14 protein-coding genes are annotated in these 15,058 nt (G+C 68.4%); 3 read left to right on the top strand and 11 right to left on the bottom strand.

The features are described 5' to 3' along the window. Window positions 1–162: 162 nt before the first annotated feature. Complete coding sequence (locus EDF69_RS05335) at window positions 163–2,550, bottom strand: ligase-associated DNA damage response DEXH box helicase (RefSeq protein ID WP_425336668.1); 2,388 nt, start codon at window positions 2,548–2,550, stop codon at window positions 163–165. A 77-nt stretch (window positions 2,551–2,627) separates the two neighbouring features. Beyond that, window positions 2,628–2,813: a hypothetical protein gene (locus EDF69_RS05330; protein WP_132882643.1), complete on the bottom strand. Its 186-nt coding sequence runs from the start codon at window positions 2,811–2,813 to the stop codon at window positions 2,628–2,630. 106 nt (window positions 2,814–2,919) lie between these two features. On the opposite strand from EDF69_RS05330, the gene EDF69_RS05325 reads away from it, so the two are divergent. Beyond that, a complete protein-coding gene (locus EDF69_RS05325; RefSeq protein ID WP_132882644.1) occupies window positions 2,920–3,918 on the top strand; it encodes a ligase-associated DNA damage response exonuclease in 999 nt (332 codons plus the stop codon). Here EDF69_RS05325 and EDF69_RS05320 read toward each other — a convergent pair. The 6 genes from EDF69_RS05320 to EDF69_RS05295 all read right to left on the bottom strand — a co-directional run bounded on the left by EDF69_RS05320 (window position 3,897) and on the right by EDF69_RS05295 (window position 9,621). Further along, complete coding sequence (locus tag EDF69_RS05320; RefSeq protein WP_132882645.1) at window positions 3,897–5,249, bottom strand: chloride channel protein; 1,353 nt, start codon at window positions 5,247–5,249, stop codon at window positions 3,897–3,899. The two genes, EDF69_RS05325 and EDF69_RS05320, sit on opposite strands and share 22 nt — an antisense overlap. Before the next feature lie 61 nt (window positions 5,250–5,310). Further along, complete coding sequence (rpoN, locus tag EDF69_RS05315; protein WP_132882646.1) at window positions 5,311–6,810, bottom strand: RNA polymerase factor sigma-54; 1,500 nt, start codon at window positions 6,808–6,810, stop codon at window positions 5,311–5,313. Between the two features lie 77 nt (window positions 6,811–6,887). Next, window positions 6,888–7,670: an LPS export ABC transporter ATP-binding protein gene (lptB, locus tag EDF69_RS05310; protein ID WP_125959099.1), complete on the bottom strand. Its 783-nt coding sequence runs from the start codon at window positions 7,668–7,670 to the stop codon at window positions 6,888–6,890. A 135-nt stretch (window positions 7,671–7,805) separates the two neighbouring features. After that, window positions 7,806–8,348 (bottom strand): LptA/OstA family protein, encoded by a 543-nt coding sequence (locus EDF69_RS05305; protein ID WP_125959100.1) that lies wholly within the window; start codon window positions 8,346–8,348, stop codon window positions 7,806–7,808. Window positions 8,349–8,353: 5 nt separating this feature from the next. Further along, complete coding sequence (lptC, locus tag EDF69_RS05300) at window positions 8,354–8,992, bottom strand: LPS export ABC transporter periplasmic protein LptC (protein ID WP_125959101.1); 639 nt, start codon at window positions 8,990–8,992, stop codon at window positions 8,354–8,356. An 8-nt stretch (window positions 8,993–9,000) separates the two neighbouring features. Beyond that, window positions 9,001–9,621, bottom strand: a complete 621-nt coding sequence (locus EDF69_RS05295; protein WP_132882647.1) for a ribonuclease D — start codon at window positions 9,619–9,621, stop codon at window positions 9,001–9,003. 376 nt (window positions 9,622–9,997) lie between these two features. Between EDF69_RS05295 and EDF69_RS19775 the strand changes: the two genes are divergently transcribed. Next, window positions 9,998–10,813, top strand: a complete 816-nt coding sequence (locus EDF69_RS19775; RefSeq protein ID WP_132882648.1) for a cold-shock protein — start codon at window positions 9,998–10,000, stop codon at window positions 10,811–10,813. Window positions 10,814–10,819: 6 nt separating this feature from the next. Further along, entirely contained in the window at window positions 10,820–11,671 is an 852-nt protein-coding gene (locus EDF69_RS05285; RefSeq protein WP_239555307.1) for a glutaminyl-peptide cyclotransferase, read from the top strand. Between the two features lie 10 nt (window positions 11,672–11,681). On the opposite strand, the gene EDF69_RS05280 is transcribed toward EDF69_RS05285, so the two are convergent. The 3 genes from EDF69_RS05280 to EDF69_RS05270 all read right to left on the bottom strand — a co-directional run bounded on the left by EDF69_RS05280 (window position 11,682) and on the right by EDF69_RS05270 (window position 15,013). Beyond that, window positions 11,682–13,298, bottom strand: coding sequence for a cisplatin damage response ATP-dependent DNA ligase (locus EDF69_RS05280; protein WP_132882649.1), 1,617 nt, complete (start codon window positions 13,296–13,298; stop codon window positions 11,682–11,684). A 41-nt stretch (window positions 13,299–13,339) separates the two neighbouring features. Beyond that, complete coding sequence (locus tag EDF69_RS05275; protein ID WP_132882650.1) at window positions 13,340–13,843, bottom strand: DUF6265 family protein; 504 nt, start codon at window positions 13,841–13,843, stop codon at window positions 13,340–13,342. Between the two features lie 66 nt (window positions 13,844–13,909). After that, a complete protein-coding gene (locus tag EDF69_RS05270; RefSeq protein ID WP_132884640.1) occupies window positions 13,910–15,013 on the bottom strand; it encodes an IS630 family transposase in 1,104 nt (367 codons plus the stop codon). Between the last annotated feature and the right edge of the window lie 45 nt (window positions 15,014–15,058).

Raw genomic sequence — 15,058 nt, 5'->3', positions numbered from 1 at the left:
TGGTTGTCGTCCCCATACCGTTTGTCTTGAGTAGGGATCGAGCCTGTCGAAAGCCCGTATCGAGAGAGCCGCTGCCCGTTTCTCGATACGCCGTCTCGGCAAGCTCGACGGCTACTCGAAACAAACGGAGAGGAAGGAGGACGGGTCGGAAAGCACGCCCCTTCAATCAAGCCGCATCGCCTCGGCGGCCATCGCCTCCGCCTCCGTCAGCAGCGCGTCGTCCGCACTTCCCTGCGGCACATGCTCGCGGCCGATCAGCACCATGACGGGCACGGCAAGCGGGCTGATCCGCTCCAGCGTCACATGCAGCATGCGCGCCTGTGCGGTCTCCAGCAGCGTCGCCAGGCGGCCGACGTCTGTCATTCGCGCGCGCGCATCCTCCCACGCGGCCTGAAGCAGCAAGTGGGTGGGCTCGTACTTGCGCAGCACGTCGTAGATGAGGTCGGTGGAGAAGGTCACCTGCTTGCCGGACTTACGCTTGCCGGGATGCTGGCGCTCGACCAACCCGCCAATCACTGCCACTTCCCGGAAGGCGCGCTTGAGCAGGTTCGAGCCCTGCACCCACTCGACGAACTCATGCTCCAGGATGTCGGGCGAGAAGAGCGCTGCCGGATCGGTGATCGGCTCCAGGCCATAGCAGGCGAGCGCATAGTCGTTGGAGACGAAGCCGATGGGTTTCAGCCCCAGCGCTTCCATCCGGCGAGTGATGAGCATGCCGAGCGACTGGTGCGCGTTCCAGCCTTCGAAGCTGTAGGCGACCATGTAGTGCCTTCCCTCGTGCGGGAAGGTCTCGATCAGCAATTGCCCCGGCTCCGGCAGGCGCGAGCGCCGGCCCTGGATCTCCAGCCATTCGCGCACGTCCGCCGGGAACCGGGGCCATTGCGCGCGGTCGTGCAGAAAGGTCCGTACGCGCTGCGCGAGGTTGGTGGAGAGCGCCATGCGGGTGCCCACATAGGTGGGGATGCGCGCAGGCCGGCTGGAGGCGCGCACGATCAGATCGGTCAGTTCGATCCGCTCCACCTCGAGGCTGAGCCCGGCGAAGAAGAAAGTGTCGCCAGTCGAGAGGGTGGAGGCGAAATACTCCTCCACCGTCCCAAGCTTGCGGCCATTTCGGAAGCGCACGTCGAGTGTCGGCGCATCGACGATGATGCCGGCGTTCAGCCGATGCTGCTGCACGAAGCGCGGATGGCTGACGCGCCAGAGCCCGTCCGTCCCCTGGGTCAGCCGCTTGAACCGGTCGTAGGCACGCAGCGCGTAGCCGCCCTCGGCAATATAGTGGAGCACGCGATCGAACGTCTCCGCATCGAGCGCGGAATAGGGCAATGCTGCGCGAACCTCCTGCAGCATATCCGCAGCATCGAAGGGTTCGGCACAGGCGCAGGCCATCAGATGCTGGGCGAGCACATCGAGTGCACCCGGGCGGAACAACTCGGTGTCGAGTTCGCCCGCCTCCACCGCATCCAGTGCCGCGCGCGCCTCCAGATATTCGAATCGGTTGCCCGGCACGACAATGGCCTCGGAAGGCTCGTCGAGGCGGTGGTTCGCGCGGCCGATGCGCTGGAGCAGGCGCGACGAGCCCTTGGGCGCTCCCATCTGGATCACGCAGTCGACGTTGCCCCAGTCCACGCCCAGGTCGAGGCTGGCGGTCGCCACCAGCGCGCGCAGCCGCCCGTCCGCCATCGCCTGCTCGACCTTGCGCCGCGCCTCCACCGCGAGGCTGCCGTGATGGACACCGATCGGCAGGCTCCGCTCGTTGGACTTCCACAGGTCCTGGAAGATCAGCTCGGCAAGGCTGCGGGTGTTGCAGAAGACGATCGTGGTGGCATGCGCCTCGATCTGCGCCATCACCTGCGGCGCGGCATAGCGCCCGGAGTGGCCGGACCAGGGAATGCGCCCCTCCGGCAGCAGGATTTCGATGCGGGGATCGGCACCGGGATCGCCTTGCACGAGCGTGACGGCGTCGATGTCGCCATCGGGAGCGAGCCAGGCGCGATAATCGTCCGGGTCGGCGACGGTGGCGGAGAGCGCCACACGCCGAAGGCCGGGGCTCAACCGCTGGAGGCGCGCCAAGCAAAGCGCCAGCAGGTCGCCGCGCTTGCCCGCGGCAAAGGCGTGCACCTCATCGATGACGATCGTCTTGAGACCGCCCAGCAGCCGATCTGCGTCTGGATAGGACAGGAGCAGGCTGAGCGATTCGGGCGTCGTCAGCAGGATATGCGGCGGCTTCACCCGCTGCCGCGCCTTGCGGTCGGAGGGGGTGTCGCCGGTCCGCGTCTCGACACGAATGTCGAGCCCCATCTCCGAGATGGGATTGAGCAGGTTGCGCTGTACGTCGACGGCCAGCGCCTTCAGCGGCGAGATGTAAAGCGTGTGCAGCCCCTCGCGCGGGGCATCGGCGAGCTCGGCAAGCGTGGGCAGGAAACCCGCGAGCGTCTTGCCCGCGCCGGTGGGCGCGACCAGCAATGCGTGGCGCCCGGCCCTTGCCGCCGCGAGCATCTCCGCCTGGTGCCGGCGGGGCGACCATCCACGATCGGCAAACCAACGGGAGATTGAGTCGGGAAGTTCGGGGATGGCAGCGGGCACATCGCCGATGTGGCGATCCGGCAGCCCCAACGGAAGGGATCGGCTCAGCGCATGCGCTTTTCGCGGTCGATCCGGTCCTGCTCGTCATAGAGATCGGCGGTCGCGCGCTCGCTCTCCTGGTGCCGGCGACGCGAGACGCGGTTGTTGAGCACCGCCCAGATGATCACGGCCAGCAGCACGATCGGCCCGATGATCGTCAACAGGCCCCACAGACTGACTTCGTCCGCCATCGCTCGACCTCCTCTCCCGAAGAACCAGCCATCAACGACAGGAGCCTGCGGTTCGATCCATCGCCTACGATGCGGCCCGAAAGGGAGTTCGTGCGTTAGCCTCCCCATGCCGCGTCTCGCCGACTGGATCGAACCCAAGCCGCAAGGCATCTACCTGCCCCACGCCGATGCCTGGATCGACCCGTCGGTGCCGGTGCCGCGCGCGCTGGTGACTCATGGGCACGCCGACCATGCCCGCGGCGAGCACGAGACGGTGTGGGCGACCCCCGAGACGCTGGCGATCATGGACGCGCGCTATGGCACCCAGAACGGCCGCCCGGTCGCCTATGGCGAGACCGTCCGGCTGGGCGACATCCAGGTGTCCTATGTCCCCGCAGGCCATGTGCTGGGGTCGGCGCAGATCCTGCTGGAGCATCGCGGCGAGCGGGTGGTGGTGTCGGGCGACTATAAGCGCCGCCCGGACCCGACCTGCGCGCCGTTCGAGCCGGTCGCCTGCGACGTGTTCGTGACGGAGGCGACGTTCGGACTGCCGGTTTTCCGCCACCCCGAGACTCGTGACGAGATCGACAAGCTGCTTGCGGCGCTGCGCGCGGAGCCGGAGCGGTGCGTGCTGGTGGGCGCCTATGCGCTCGGCAAGGCGCAGCGCGTGATCGCCGAGGCACGCGCGATGGGCTTCGACGATCCGATCTACGTTCACGGCGCGCTTCAGCGATTATGCGATCTTTATGTCGCGCACGGCGTCGAATTGGGCGAGCTGCGCCCCGCTACCGGCGCCAGCAAGGCGGAACTCGCCGGGCGGATCATCCTGGCCCCGCCCTCGGCGCTCAACGACCGCTGGTCGCGGCGGCTTCCGGACCCGATCTCGGCCATGGCCTCGGGCTGGATGCGCGTGCGGCAACGCGCCCGTCAGCGCAACGTCGAGCTGCCGCTGATCCTTTCCGATCACGCCGACTGGGACGAGCTGACCCGTACGATCGAGGAGATCGCCCCGCAGGAAGTGTGGGTGACGCACGGGCGCGAAGACGCGCTGGTTCACTGGTGCAGCATGCGCCAGATCCGCGCGCGGGCGCTCGACCTGGTCGGCTATGAGGACGAGGACGACTGAGCCCCGGCGGGCCGGGGCGCCCCCTCTGTCTCGGCGACGAACGGGCGCGCGAGCCCGTGGTACAGCCGTTCCTGGCAGACTCGCGCGCTGATCCAGTCGGCGATCAGCGCCGCCGCGAACATCGGCAGGATCAGCCCGCGCGCCGCCGTCGTTTCGCTGACGATGATAACCGCGGTGAAGGGCGCGCGCACGACGCCGACGAAATAGGCGACCATGCCGATCACCACCACCGCGCCCGGCGGCGAATAGGGGAAGAGGGCCGTCAGCAGGTTCCCGAAGCCCGCGCCGATGGCAAGCGAGGGCGCGAAGATCCCGCCGGGCGCCCCGGTCAAGGTCGTCGCGAGTGTCGCCATCAGCTTGGCGGGACCGAACCAGCCCGACACCTCGCCGCCCTCGACCAGCGCGCGCGTGGCGCCATAGCCGGTTCCCCAGGTGGCACCGCCCGTCCCGACGCCCAGCACCGCGACGACCAGTCCGCACAGGCCGGCGAACAGCACGGGCCGGGCCTTCAGCGCCCGGGCCCATCCGGTGCGCCCGTCACTGAACCCCAGCACGACGCGGGTGAACAGCCCGCCCGCGACACCACCCAGCAGACCGGCGAGCGGCGCCAGTAGCAGCACGCGATGCAGCTTCAGCGTCTGGTGCACCGCGCCAAAATAGACATAGTCGCCGGCGATCCCCAGGCTGACCATGCCGGCGATCATCACCGCCCCCATCACCAGGACGGCAACCCGCTGCTCATAGGCGGCGGCGAGTTCCTCGATCGCGAAGGCGACCCCGGCCAGCGGCGTGTTGAACGCCGCGGCGACGCCCGCGGCGCCACCGGCGATCAGCACGCCGGCAGTGATCGGCACGCGCAGCAGGCGGTGCAGCGCGACCATGATCGCCGCACTCACCTGGACGCTCGGCCCCTCACGACCGACCGAGGCCCCGAACAACAGCATGGTGACCGTCAGCACCAGCTTCTTGGCGGCGGTGCCGAGCGAAAGGAGGCGCGTCGCGACCTGCTCGTCCCCCGACCTGCCGGCCGCGATCACCTGGGGGATGCCGGAGCCGCGCGCGTCCCTGGCCCAGCGCCGCGTAGCCCACACAACCGCGGCAAAGGCGAGCGGCGTCGCCACCAGCGGGGCATAGGGCCAGCGCGCCACCGCATGCCCGAACAGTTCCTGCGCGAGATCGCTCGCGCGGGCAAAGGCAAGCGCCACCAGCCCGAGCAGGACCGCGCCCGCAGCAGTCGCGACCCGCCGCTTCAGGATCGGCCACTGATCGGAGGCATTCCGCTGCGCGTGCAGGCGCAGCAGATGCCGCGCACGGTCTGAGAAAAAGGGCATGCCGCGCTCTTTGGGCCGAATCGGGCGCGGCGGGAACCACGAACCCGGGCCGAAGCCGATATCAGGTCCCCTGCAACGCTTTTTGCCGACGCCGCTGCACCGAGGAGCCGATCCCCATCGCCTCGCGGTATTTGGCGACGGTGCGCCGGGCGATGTCGAAGCCCTTGGCATTCAACAGCTCGACCAGCGTGTCGTCGGACAGGATCTTGCGCGGATCCTCGGCGGTGATGAGCGTCTTGATCGCGTTCTTGACCGCTGCGGCCGACACCGCTTCGCCGCCGTCGGCGGCCTGGATCGCGGAGGTGAAGAAGTACTTCAGCTCAAACAGCCCGCGTGCGCAACTGAGGTATTTGTTGGAGGTGACCCGGCTGACCGTCGATTCGTGCATCTCGATCGCCTCGGCCACCTGCCGCAAGGTGAGCGGCCGCAGGTGGGCCACGCCCTTGCGGAAGAAGCCCTCCTGCTGCTTCACGATCTCGGCCGCGACCTTGATGATGGTGCGCTGCCGCTGGTCGAGCGCCTTGACCAGCCAGTTGGCGCTGGCGAGGCATTCGGAGAGCCAGGCGCGGGAGGTCTTGTCCTGTCGCCCGCCCGAAAGCTCGACATAATAGGCGCGATTGACGAGCAGCCGTGGCAGCGTGGCCCCGTTGATCTCCACGGCCCAGCCCGCGCCCCGCGGCGCCACGAACAGATCGGGCACCACCGCGGGCGCACGTTCTCCGCCGAACCGGCAGCCGGGCTTGGGATCATAGCCGCGCAGTTCGCGGATCATGTCGGCCAGATCCTCGTCGTCGACCTCGCAGAGCCGGCGCAGTTGCGGCAGCGCGCCGCGGGCGACCAGATCCAGATTGTCGATCAACCGGGCCATGCAGGGATCGTAGCGATCCGCCTCCTTCGCCTGGAGCGCGAGGCACTCGGCCAGGTTGCGCGCGCCCACGCCGGTGGGATCGAAGGTCTGGATCGTGGCGAGCACCGCCTCGACCTCCGCCAGCGGCACGCCCAGCCGGTTGGCGACGTCGAGCAGCGAGCCGGTGAGATAGCCGCACTCGTCGATCCGGTCGATCAGTTGCTGCGCCACGAACAGGGCCGGCCCGGAAAGCACCGCACCCGCCTGCGCGAGAAGGTGGTCGGCGAGCGAGGGCCCGTCCGCCTCCAACCCATCGAAGTCCAGGCCGTCTTCGGGCAGGGTGGCCGCGCCGCCCCCGCTGGAACTCAGGCCTCCGTCCAGCCCCCCGATGGCGTCGCCAGGGCCGTCGTCGATGAATGCATCGGCCGCCAAGTCGATGTCGAGCGCCTCTCCGCTTGCCTCTCCCATCAGCACCAGTTCGTCGGCACCCGCGGGCTCGTCGCGCACGAGAGGCGTGTCGCCCGGCGACATATCCTCGCCACCCGGATCGTCGCTGCCGCCCGATTCGAGCAAGGGGTTGCGCTCGATCTCCTCGGCGATGACGCCTTCAACCTCCAGGTTCGACAGCGCGAGCAGGCGGATCGCCTGCTGGAGCTGCGGCGTCATCACCAGCGACTGCGACTGGCGGAGATCGAGGCGCGGGCCGAGCGACATCAGCCGCGCCTCCCGCAGACGCCCTCAGCGTGCCGGTGCCCTTCGCGTTGCGGGAGGCGACCGGCGCGTGCCATGGGTCAGAGCGAGAAGCTCTCGCCCAGGTACAGGCGGCGGACGTTGGCGTCGGCCACCAGTTCCTCGGGCGAGCCGGTGAACAGCACCCGGCCATCGTAGATGATGTACGCACGGTCGACGATGTCGAGCGTTTCGCGGACATTGTGGTCGGTGATCAGCACCCCGATCCCCCGCTGCTTGAGCTGGCCGACCAGATCGCGGATGTCGGCGATCGAGATCGGGTCGATACCCGCGAACGGCTCGTCGAGCAGCATGATCGAGGGGTCGGCCGCCAGCGCCCGCGCGATCTCCGCCCGCCGCCGCTCGCCGCCCGACAGTGCCATCGCCGGTGCGTCCCGCAGGCGCGTGAGGCCGAACTCGTCGAGCAACTGGTCGAGCCGTTGGCCGCGCGCCTTGGGATCCGGCTCGGCAAGCTCGAGCACCGCGAGAATGTTCTTCTCGACGGTCAGGCCGCGGAAGATGGAGGTTTCCTGCGGCAGGTAGCCGAGCCCCAGGATCGCGCGGCGGTACATCGGCAGGCTGGTGATGTCGTCGCCGTCGAGCATGATGCGCCCGGCGTCCGGCTTCACCAGGCCCATGACCGAGTAGAAGCTGGTCGTCTTGCCCGCGCCATTGGGACCGAGCAGCCCGACGACCTCCCCGCGGCCGACCGACATGGAGACGTCGGACAGCACCACCCGCTTGTCGTAGGACTTGGCGATCGACACCACCGACAGGCCGTGCGCCATCGTCGGCTCCGCATGGGGTGCCGTGGTCGGGCTGGCTAGGGTGGTCACATCGTCCATCTGGGGCTCCGTGCTGGCGCGTCGAAGGTCATCGCCTCGAAACGCGCATGCAGCTGGCAAGATTCGTGCATGATTCGCGCCCGGAGGGAAAGGGGGTACCGTCGATCGGCGCCCCCTGGTCCGCCGGACGGTGCGTCAGTTGCGCTTGGGTACCGAGAAGCGTCCGCTCACCCGTCCGCCTTGCTGCGTCACGCCGCCTCCCGGTGCCGTGGTGCTCGCCACGCCCGAGCCGTCGATGGTGGCACGCCCGGTGTCGAGATCGATCGAGAGCCGCCCGCCGTTGAGCCGGTTGGTGCCCTGCGTCAGCGAGACGTTGCCGATCATCGTCACCACGCGCCGGTTGACGTCATAAACGGCGTAGTTCGACTTGGCGGTCTGGTCCGGGCGCGTCACCGTGACCCCGCCGGCCGCGTCGAGCCGCGAGGCCTGCGGCGACCCCGAAGCCACCTGGCCGGTGTAGTTCACCGTCACGCGGTCCGCGGTCAGCGTCATCGTCGCCTGCCGGATCGTCACGCCACCGGTCAGGATCGCGCGATTGGCGCGATCCTGCAGCTCGATCGACTGGGCGCTGAAATCGATCGGCGCGTTCGAGTCGTGGCGTACCTGCCCGAAGGCAGCGTGCGCGGCGAGCAGTCCGAGGGGCGCGGCGACGAGCAGAAGGTGCGGGACACGTATCATAGCGCCTACTTCGTTCGCCCGGGCTGGATGCGCAAGCGGGCATTGCCGTCGAGGCGCACGGTGCGCGCCTCCAGGTCGGCCGAAAGCCGATCGCCGCTGAAGGTACCGAGCGGCGTGGTACCGTCCGCCGCACCGCCGCTGCGCAGCTTGCGCGTCTTCAGGTCCACGGTCGCATCGCGGGTGTCGAGCCGGTATCCGTCGGCTGCGCGAAAGGCGATCGGCCCGTCGATCGCGACCTGCTCGGTATCCAGATCGTAGCGCCCGTGGTTGGCGTTCAACCTTGCCGGGCCGTCCTTCAGCTGGATCTCGGCGGCAAGCTTGTCGAGCTGGACGATCGGTTCGGACGAGCTCTTCTGCACAGCCGACCCCGCGGTCAGCGCGAACGGCTGCCCCTTGGCGTCGGCCCCCGTGTAGCGGGCCGCCTGGATGCGCAGCCGCTCCTTGGCGACCTCCACCTTGTTCTTGTCGAGCACGAAGCTGACGTCGCCGCGCATGAACAGCGGGGCGAGCACCAGGAATGCCGCCAGCACGCCGATCGCGACCGGCAGCGCGACCAGCGACAGGCGGATCAGCCGGTCGTGGCGACTTCCGGGGAGCGCCCAATGCTGGCGCTGCGTTCGTTCGCGGCGGGCGATCTCCGACATCGTGTCGCTTACATGTGCGCGAAGATGTCGACTTCCGGCCACCCGGCCAGGTCCAGATCGGCCCGGTGCGGCAGGAAATCGAAACAGGCCTTGGCAAGGGCGCTACGCCCCTCCCGGGCGAGGCGGCGGTCGAGCTCCTCGCGCATCGCGTGGAGATAGCGCACGTCGGACGCGGCATATTCCTTCTGCGCGTCGCTCAGCACCGGAGCGCCCCAGTCCGACGACTGCTGCGCCTTGGAGATTTCCTGGCCGAGCAGCTCGCGCACCAGTTCCTTCAGGCCATGGCGATCGGTGTAGGTCCGCACCAGGCGCGAGGCGGTCTTGGTGCAATAGACCGGCGCGGCCACGGTCTCGAGATAGTGGCGGATCGCCGCGAGATCGAAGCGGGCGAAGTGGTAGAGCTTGACGCGATCCGGATCGCCCAGGACGGCACGCAGGTTCGGCGCGGCATAGTCGCTACCGGGCGAAAAGCGGACGAGGTGCTCGTTGCCGCCCCCATCCGAAATCTGCACGACGCACAGCCGGTCTCGGTGGGTGTGCAAGCCCATGGTCTCGGTATCGACGGCGAGGTCGGCGCCCGGCGCGAACAGGTCGGCGGGCAGATCTTCTTCGTGCAGGTAAACAGCCATGCCGAACGCCTAGACGCTTCGGGGATCGGGCTCAATGGCCCGGCCGAACTCCCTGGGGCATCGCGCTCTTCCGAGTCGGCGCTGTGGCGCCGCGAATCACCTGAGACCGGCACGCTTGCAGGACAGGGTCGCCATGCACGCCCCTCCATCGGCTCCGGATGCTGCAAAAAAATGCCGAAGCTGTGCCGTCTCCGCCACGGTTGTGGCACGATCGCGCGTTACCTGCCGCAAAATTGTCGAAAACATTTCCGGCTGGAGGCGTTTCGGCTATGGTGGCGTCGTGGCGCATCTGCCTGTGCGCCCAGAGACTTGCGTCATTCGTCCGGCGCTTGGGTTCTGATGGTGATTTGGGCGAGCCGGGAAGACGAACAGGGCAATGAGTTTCGATCGAGGGCGCCGCGGGGATCGCGGCGGGCGCGGCAAGGACAAGCGCGACAGTTTCGGTGACGAGAGCTACGGTGGCTACAGCGACCGCGGTTTCGGCGGTGGCGGCGGCTTCGGCGGTGGTGATCGCTTCGGCGGTGGCGGCGGCTACGGCGGCGGCGGCGGCGATCGCTTCGGCGGTGGCGGCGGCTTCGGCGGCGGCGGCGATCGCTTCGGCGGTGGCGGCGGCGGCGGCTTCCGTGGTGGCGGCGGTGGCGGTGGCCGCGGCATGCCCCCGCAGGTCGTCGGCGAAGCCACGGGCGTCGTGAAGTTCTTCAACGGACAGAAGGGCTTCGGCTTCATCGTCCGTGACGATGGCGGCGAGGACGTGTTCGTGCATATCTCCGCAGTCGAGCAGGCGGGCCTCGCCGGTCTGGCCGAGGGTCAGCCGCTCGGCTTCACCCTGGTGGATCGCGGCGGCCGCGTCTCGGCCACCGAGCTGAAGATCGACGGCGAGCCGATGCCGGTCACCGAAGGTGGCGGCGGTGCACCGCGCGACCGTGATGCCGCTCCGCGTGGCGGCGGCATGGGCGGCCCGCAGCGTCAGCTGACCGGCGAGCGTGCGTCGGGCACGGTCAAGTTCTTCAACGCAATGAAGGGCTTCGGCTTCATCCAGCGCGACGACGGCCAGCCGGACGCATTCGTGCACATCTCGGCCGTCGAGCGCGCGGGCATGCCCACGCTGAACGAGGGCGACAAGCTCGAGTTCGAGCTTGAGGTGGATCGGCGCGGCAAGTACGCCGCGGTGAACCTCCAGCCCAAGGGCTGATTCCGGATGCCGTCCGGCCGCACGTCGGCCAGGCGGTTCCGCAACCATGTCGCCGCGATGGTCCTTGCCGTCGCGGCGACGCTGGTTTCGGGCGCCCCTGCCCCCGTTGCCGCGACCGGGCAGGTCGCCCCTCCGGCGACTGCACCGTCTCCGGCACCCGTTTATCCGATCACCGCGCGCATCGTCGCGCGCTATCCCCATGATCCCGGCGCCTTTACCGAAGGCCTGCTGTGGCACGATGGCGCCCTGTTCGAGAGCATCGGGCTGGAAGGCCGCTCGGAAGTCCGGCACGTGCGGCTGGAGGATGGGCAGGTGCTCGCCCGCGCGGTGCTGCCTGCCGATCAGTTCGGCGAAGGCCTGGCGTTGTGGGAGAATAGCCTCGTCAGCCTTACCTGGAAGACGGGCCTCGCGCATCGCTGGGACGCGAAGACGCTCAAGCGCACCGGCAGTTTCCGCTACACCGGCGAAGGCTGGGGGCTGGCAAGCGACGGAAAGGCGCTGATCCAGTCGGACGGCTCGGCGACCCTGCGTTTTCGGGACCCGAAGAGTTTCGCGGTCCAGCGCGAGCTGACGGTCACCGCAAACGGCCGCCCTGTGCGCAACCTCAACGAGCTCGAGGTGATCGACGGCGCGATCTTTGCCAATGTGTGGCATCGCAACTATCTAGTCCGCATCGATCCGGCCAACGGCGCGGTGACCGGCCTGATGGACTTGTCGGCCCTCGCGACGGAGGTCGCCGCAACCGATCCGGAGGCGGTTCCGAACGGCATCGCCTGGGACCCGGCGAAGCGCCGGCTGTTCGTGACCGGCAAGCTCTGGCCGACCCTGTTCGAAATCGCGCTCGATCCGGCGCCTTAGCGGGGCCTCCTTAGGTCGCCATACGGAGCAGGGTCTCGATCCGGTCCGCTTCCGCAGCCGGCTTGTCGCGCCGGATCCGGGCGATGCGCGGGAACCGCATCGCGAGCCCCGACTTGTGGCGGCGCGACGCGTGGATCGAATCGAACGCCACCTCCAGCACCAGCGTCTTCTCGACCTCGCGGACCGGGCCGAAGCGCTGGACGGTGTTGGTGCGCACGAACCGGTCGAGCCACTTCAGCTCCTCGTCGGTGAACCCCGAATAGGCCTTGCCGACCGGCAGCAGCTCACCGCCCTCGGCCGGGTCACCGGTCCAGCAGCCGAAGGTGTAATCCGAATAGAAGGACGAGCGCTTTCCGTTGCCCCGCTGGGCATACATCATCACGCAGTCCGCGGTGAGGGGATCGCGCTTCCACTTGTACCAAAGGCCAACCCGGCGCCCGGCGACATAGGGGCTGTCCCGCCGCTTGAGCATCACGCCCTCGATCGCCGCGTCCCGCGCACCCTCGCGGATCGCCTCCAGTGCCGAGAAGTCCGGCGCTTCGATCAGGCGGGAAACGTCGAACCGTTCCGGGTCCAGGTCCTTGGCGAACCGCTCCAGAGCTGCGCGGCGCTCGCTCCAGGAAAGCGCCCGCAGGTCGCGGGAGCCGTCGAACAGGATGTCATAGAGGCGGACAAAGGCGGGAAACTCGGCCAGCATCCGCTTCGACACCGTCTTGCGCCCCAGTCGCTGCTGGAGCGCATTGAAGCTGGCCGCGCCCTCCGCCTCGCCCAGCGCATGGCCCTGCGCCTCCCCCTTCACCAGCAGTTCGCCGTCGAGCACCCCGGGGGTTGCATAGGCGGCCGCGACCTCCGGGAAGCTGGCGGTGATGTCGTCCCCGGCGCGACTGTAGAGGCGGGTCTCCCCACCGGCGTGGACCAGCTGCACCCGGATCCCGTCCCACTTCCACTCCGCGGCATAGTCCGCGAGATCGACGCGACCGTCCTCCAGTGGGTGGGCGAGCATGAAGGGGCGGAACACCGGTAGGTTCGCGCTGTCAGGCTGCGGCGCCTGCCCCTCGGCCCAGGCGAACAGCGGCGCGTAGGGCGGCGCGAGGCCGTGCCACACCTCCTCCACCGCCTCGACGTCGAGGCCGAAGGCTTGCGCGAGCGCCGTCTTCGCGAGCCGCGCCGACACGCCTGCACGGAGCCCGCCGGTGGCCAGCTTGAGCAGGGCGAAGCGCTCGTCCGAATCGAGTTGGTCGAGCATCGCAGCGAGGACGGCAGGCGCATCGCTTCGCGACAGGGCGGCGAGCGTATCCACCACCTGCGCCAGCGACAGTGGCTCCGCCTCACGCGCCGCGGGTGAGCCGGCAGGTGGCTCCGGCCACAGCAGCGCGACCGTCTCGGCCGTGTCGCCGACGAAGTCGCGGCTCATCCCGAACAGCACCGGGTCCACCCGGGTCTCGATCATCTGCCGGATGATGGCGGGCTTCACCGCCGGAAGATCGAGGTCGCCGGTCAGCGCCGCGATCGCCCAGCCGCGGTCGGGGTCCGGCGTGGTCCGCAGATAATCGCCGATCAGGCGGAGCTTGGCATTGCGCGACCGGGTATAGATCAACCGGTCGAGCAGGTCGGCGAACGCACGCATGCCCGATCAACCCGCCGGCGGCACGCTTGGTTGCGTGGGCCTCAGCGGACCCGCCGATAGCGGAACGGTACATCGCGCGCCGGTGCGCCGTCCTCGGCGATCCGCACCCACACGGTAAGTGCGTCCGGCCCTTCGCGTACCAGCGTCAGCCCGTCGAAGAAGAAGCGACTGCCCTCCACCGCGATCAGCGGGAACTCCACCGCCTTGCCGCCCTTGGCATCTTCCCACCCGGTCAGATCGGCATTGAAGTGGCGGAGTCGATAGATCAGCGATCGGCCACGCGGCACGATCTGCAGCAGCTCATAGAAGAGCACCCCGCCCTTTCCGTCTTCCTGCAGGAAGTGACCGGCGATGCCGCCTGCCTGCGGCGCCGAGTAGACCTCAGTCGCCGGTCCTCCATAGCCCTCGCCGTGCCATTGCCCGGTCAGCCAGGACAGGTCTGTGATCTGCGCCTGCGGCGGCGGAGCGCCAGGAGTCGCGGTCCGCGTCTGCGCCTCGCCGGCGAGGGCCAGCAGCAGCCCCGCAACCATGCTCGTCAGCGCCACAGCGACTCTCCCCGCCAGCCCAGCCGACAGGGAGGATAGTCGCGCCGAACCGCTAGTCACCTGAATCTAAAGTTCGCCGCATAACGTACGGTCTGCGGCTTGGCAGAAGCGCTTTACGGAGGCGAGTATCTCGTCGGCGGACTTGGTCCATCGGTAGGGCTTCGGGTTCTCGTTGTGGCGCTCGATGAAGGCACGGATGTCCTGCTCGAGCTGATTGGTGGAGGTATGGACGCCGCGGCGCAGTTGCTTGCGGGTAAGTTCGGCAAACCAGCGCTCGACCTGGTTGATCCACGAAGCCGAAGTCGGCGTGAAATGCACATGATAGTGCGGCCTGCGGGCGAGCCAGGCCCGGACGAGCGCGGTTTTGTGGGTCGCGTAATTGTCCATGATGATGTGGACATCGAGATCGGGCGGCACCTGGGCGTCGATCTGCTTAAGGAAGTCCAGAAACTCGGCGGCGCGATGACGCTTGTAGCATTTGCCGATCACGAACCCCGAAGCGATGTCGAGCGCTGCGAACAGCGAGGTCGTGCCGTGACGGACGTAACTGTGAGTGCGCCGCTCGGGTACTCCTGGCATCATCGGCAGGACCGGCTGCTCTCGATCGAGCGCCTGGATCTGGCTCTTCTCGTCGACGCTGAGCACCAACGCGCGGTTAGGCGGGGAGAGATAGAGCCCGACAATGTCGCGGACCTTTTCCACGAACAGGGGATCGCTCGACAGCTTGAACGTCTCCGACCGATGCGGTTGCAGCCCAAAGGCCGACCAGATGCGCCGGATCGTCGTGTGGGAGAAGCCGGTCGCACCCGCCATCGAGCGTATCGACCAGTGGGTCGCGTCAGTTGGCGTGGAGCGGAGTGTGCGCTCGATCACGGCAGCAACCTGATCATCGTCGATCGTTCTCGGTCGTCCGGGCCGAGCCTCGTCCATCAGTCCCTCAACTCGGTCCTTCAGGAAGCGCCGTCGCCACTTACCGACTGTGTGCTCGTGCACGCCCAACTCAGCAGCGACAACCTTGCTCTGAATACCGTCCGCACAGCGAAGGATAATACGGCACCGCTCCGACATCGAGCGAGACACCCGCCGCCGGCGAACCTGCCGCTCCAGATAGTCCCGCTCCTCCGCCTCCAACACCAGAGGCATCGTCGGTCGGCCGCCCGCGTTCGCCATGCCAAGCTCCTCATCAGCGGAGCCAGCATACAATGCGACTTACTT

It is taken from the genome of Sphingomonas sp. JUb134 (assembly GCF_004341505.2).
In the GTDB taxonomy this organism is placed as follows: Bacteria; Pseudomonadota; Alphaproteobacteria; order Sphingomonadales; family Sphingomonadaceae; genus Sphingomonas.
Note: the sequence above shows the minus strand (reverse complement) of the source record. Positions and strands in the feature narration are given on the sequence as shown.

Coding starts and splice junctions, on each gene's coding strand:
- EDF69_RS05330 (WP_132882643.1), bottom strand. CDS start 2,813: ATGGCGGACGAAGTCAGTCTGTGGGGCCTGTTGACGATCATCGGGCCG.
- EDF69_RS05270 (WP_132884640.1), bottom strand. CDS start 15,013: ATGGCGAACGCGGGCGGCCGACCGACGATGCCTCTGGTGTTGGAGGCG.
- EDF69_RS05295 (WP_132882647.1), bottom strand. CDS start 9,621: ATGGCTGTTTACCTGCACGAAGAAGATCTGCCCGCCGACCTGTTCGCG.
- EDF69_RS05305 (WP_125959100.1), bottom strand. CDS start 8,348: ATGATACGTGTCCCGCACCTTCTGCTCGTCGCCGCGCCCCTCGGACTG.
- lptC (WP_125959101.1), bottom strand. CDS start 8,992: ATGTCGGAGATCGCCCGCCGCGAACGAACGCAGCGCCAGCATTGGGCG.
- EDF69_RS05320 (WP_132882645.1), bottom strand. CDS start 5,249: ATGCCCTTTTTCTCAGACCGTGCGCGGCATCTGCTGCGCCTGCACGCG.
- lptB (WP_125959099.1), bottom strand. CDS start 7,670: ATGGACGATGTGACCACCCTAGCCAGCCCGACCACGGCACCCCATGCG.
- EDF69_RS05280 (WP_132882649.1), bottom strand. CDS start 13,298: ATGCGTGCGTTCGCCGACCTGCTCGACCGGTTGATCTATACCCGGTCG.
- rpoN (WP_132882646.1), bottom strand. CDS start 6,810: ATGTCGCTCGGCCCGCGCCTCGATCTCCGCCAGTCGCAGTCGCTGGTG.
- EDF69_RS19775 (WP_132882648.1), top strand. CDS start 9,998: ATGAGTTTCGATCGAGGGCGCCGCGGGGATCGCGGCGGGCGCGGCAAG.
- EDF69_RS05285 (WP_239555307.1), top strand. CDS start 10,820: ATGCCGTCCGGCCGCACGTCGGCCAGGCGGTTCCGCAACCATGTCGCC.
- EDF69_RS05325 (WP_132882644.1), top strand. CDS start 2,920: ATGCCGCGTCTCGCCGACTGGATCGAACCCAAGCCGCAAGGCATCTAC.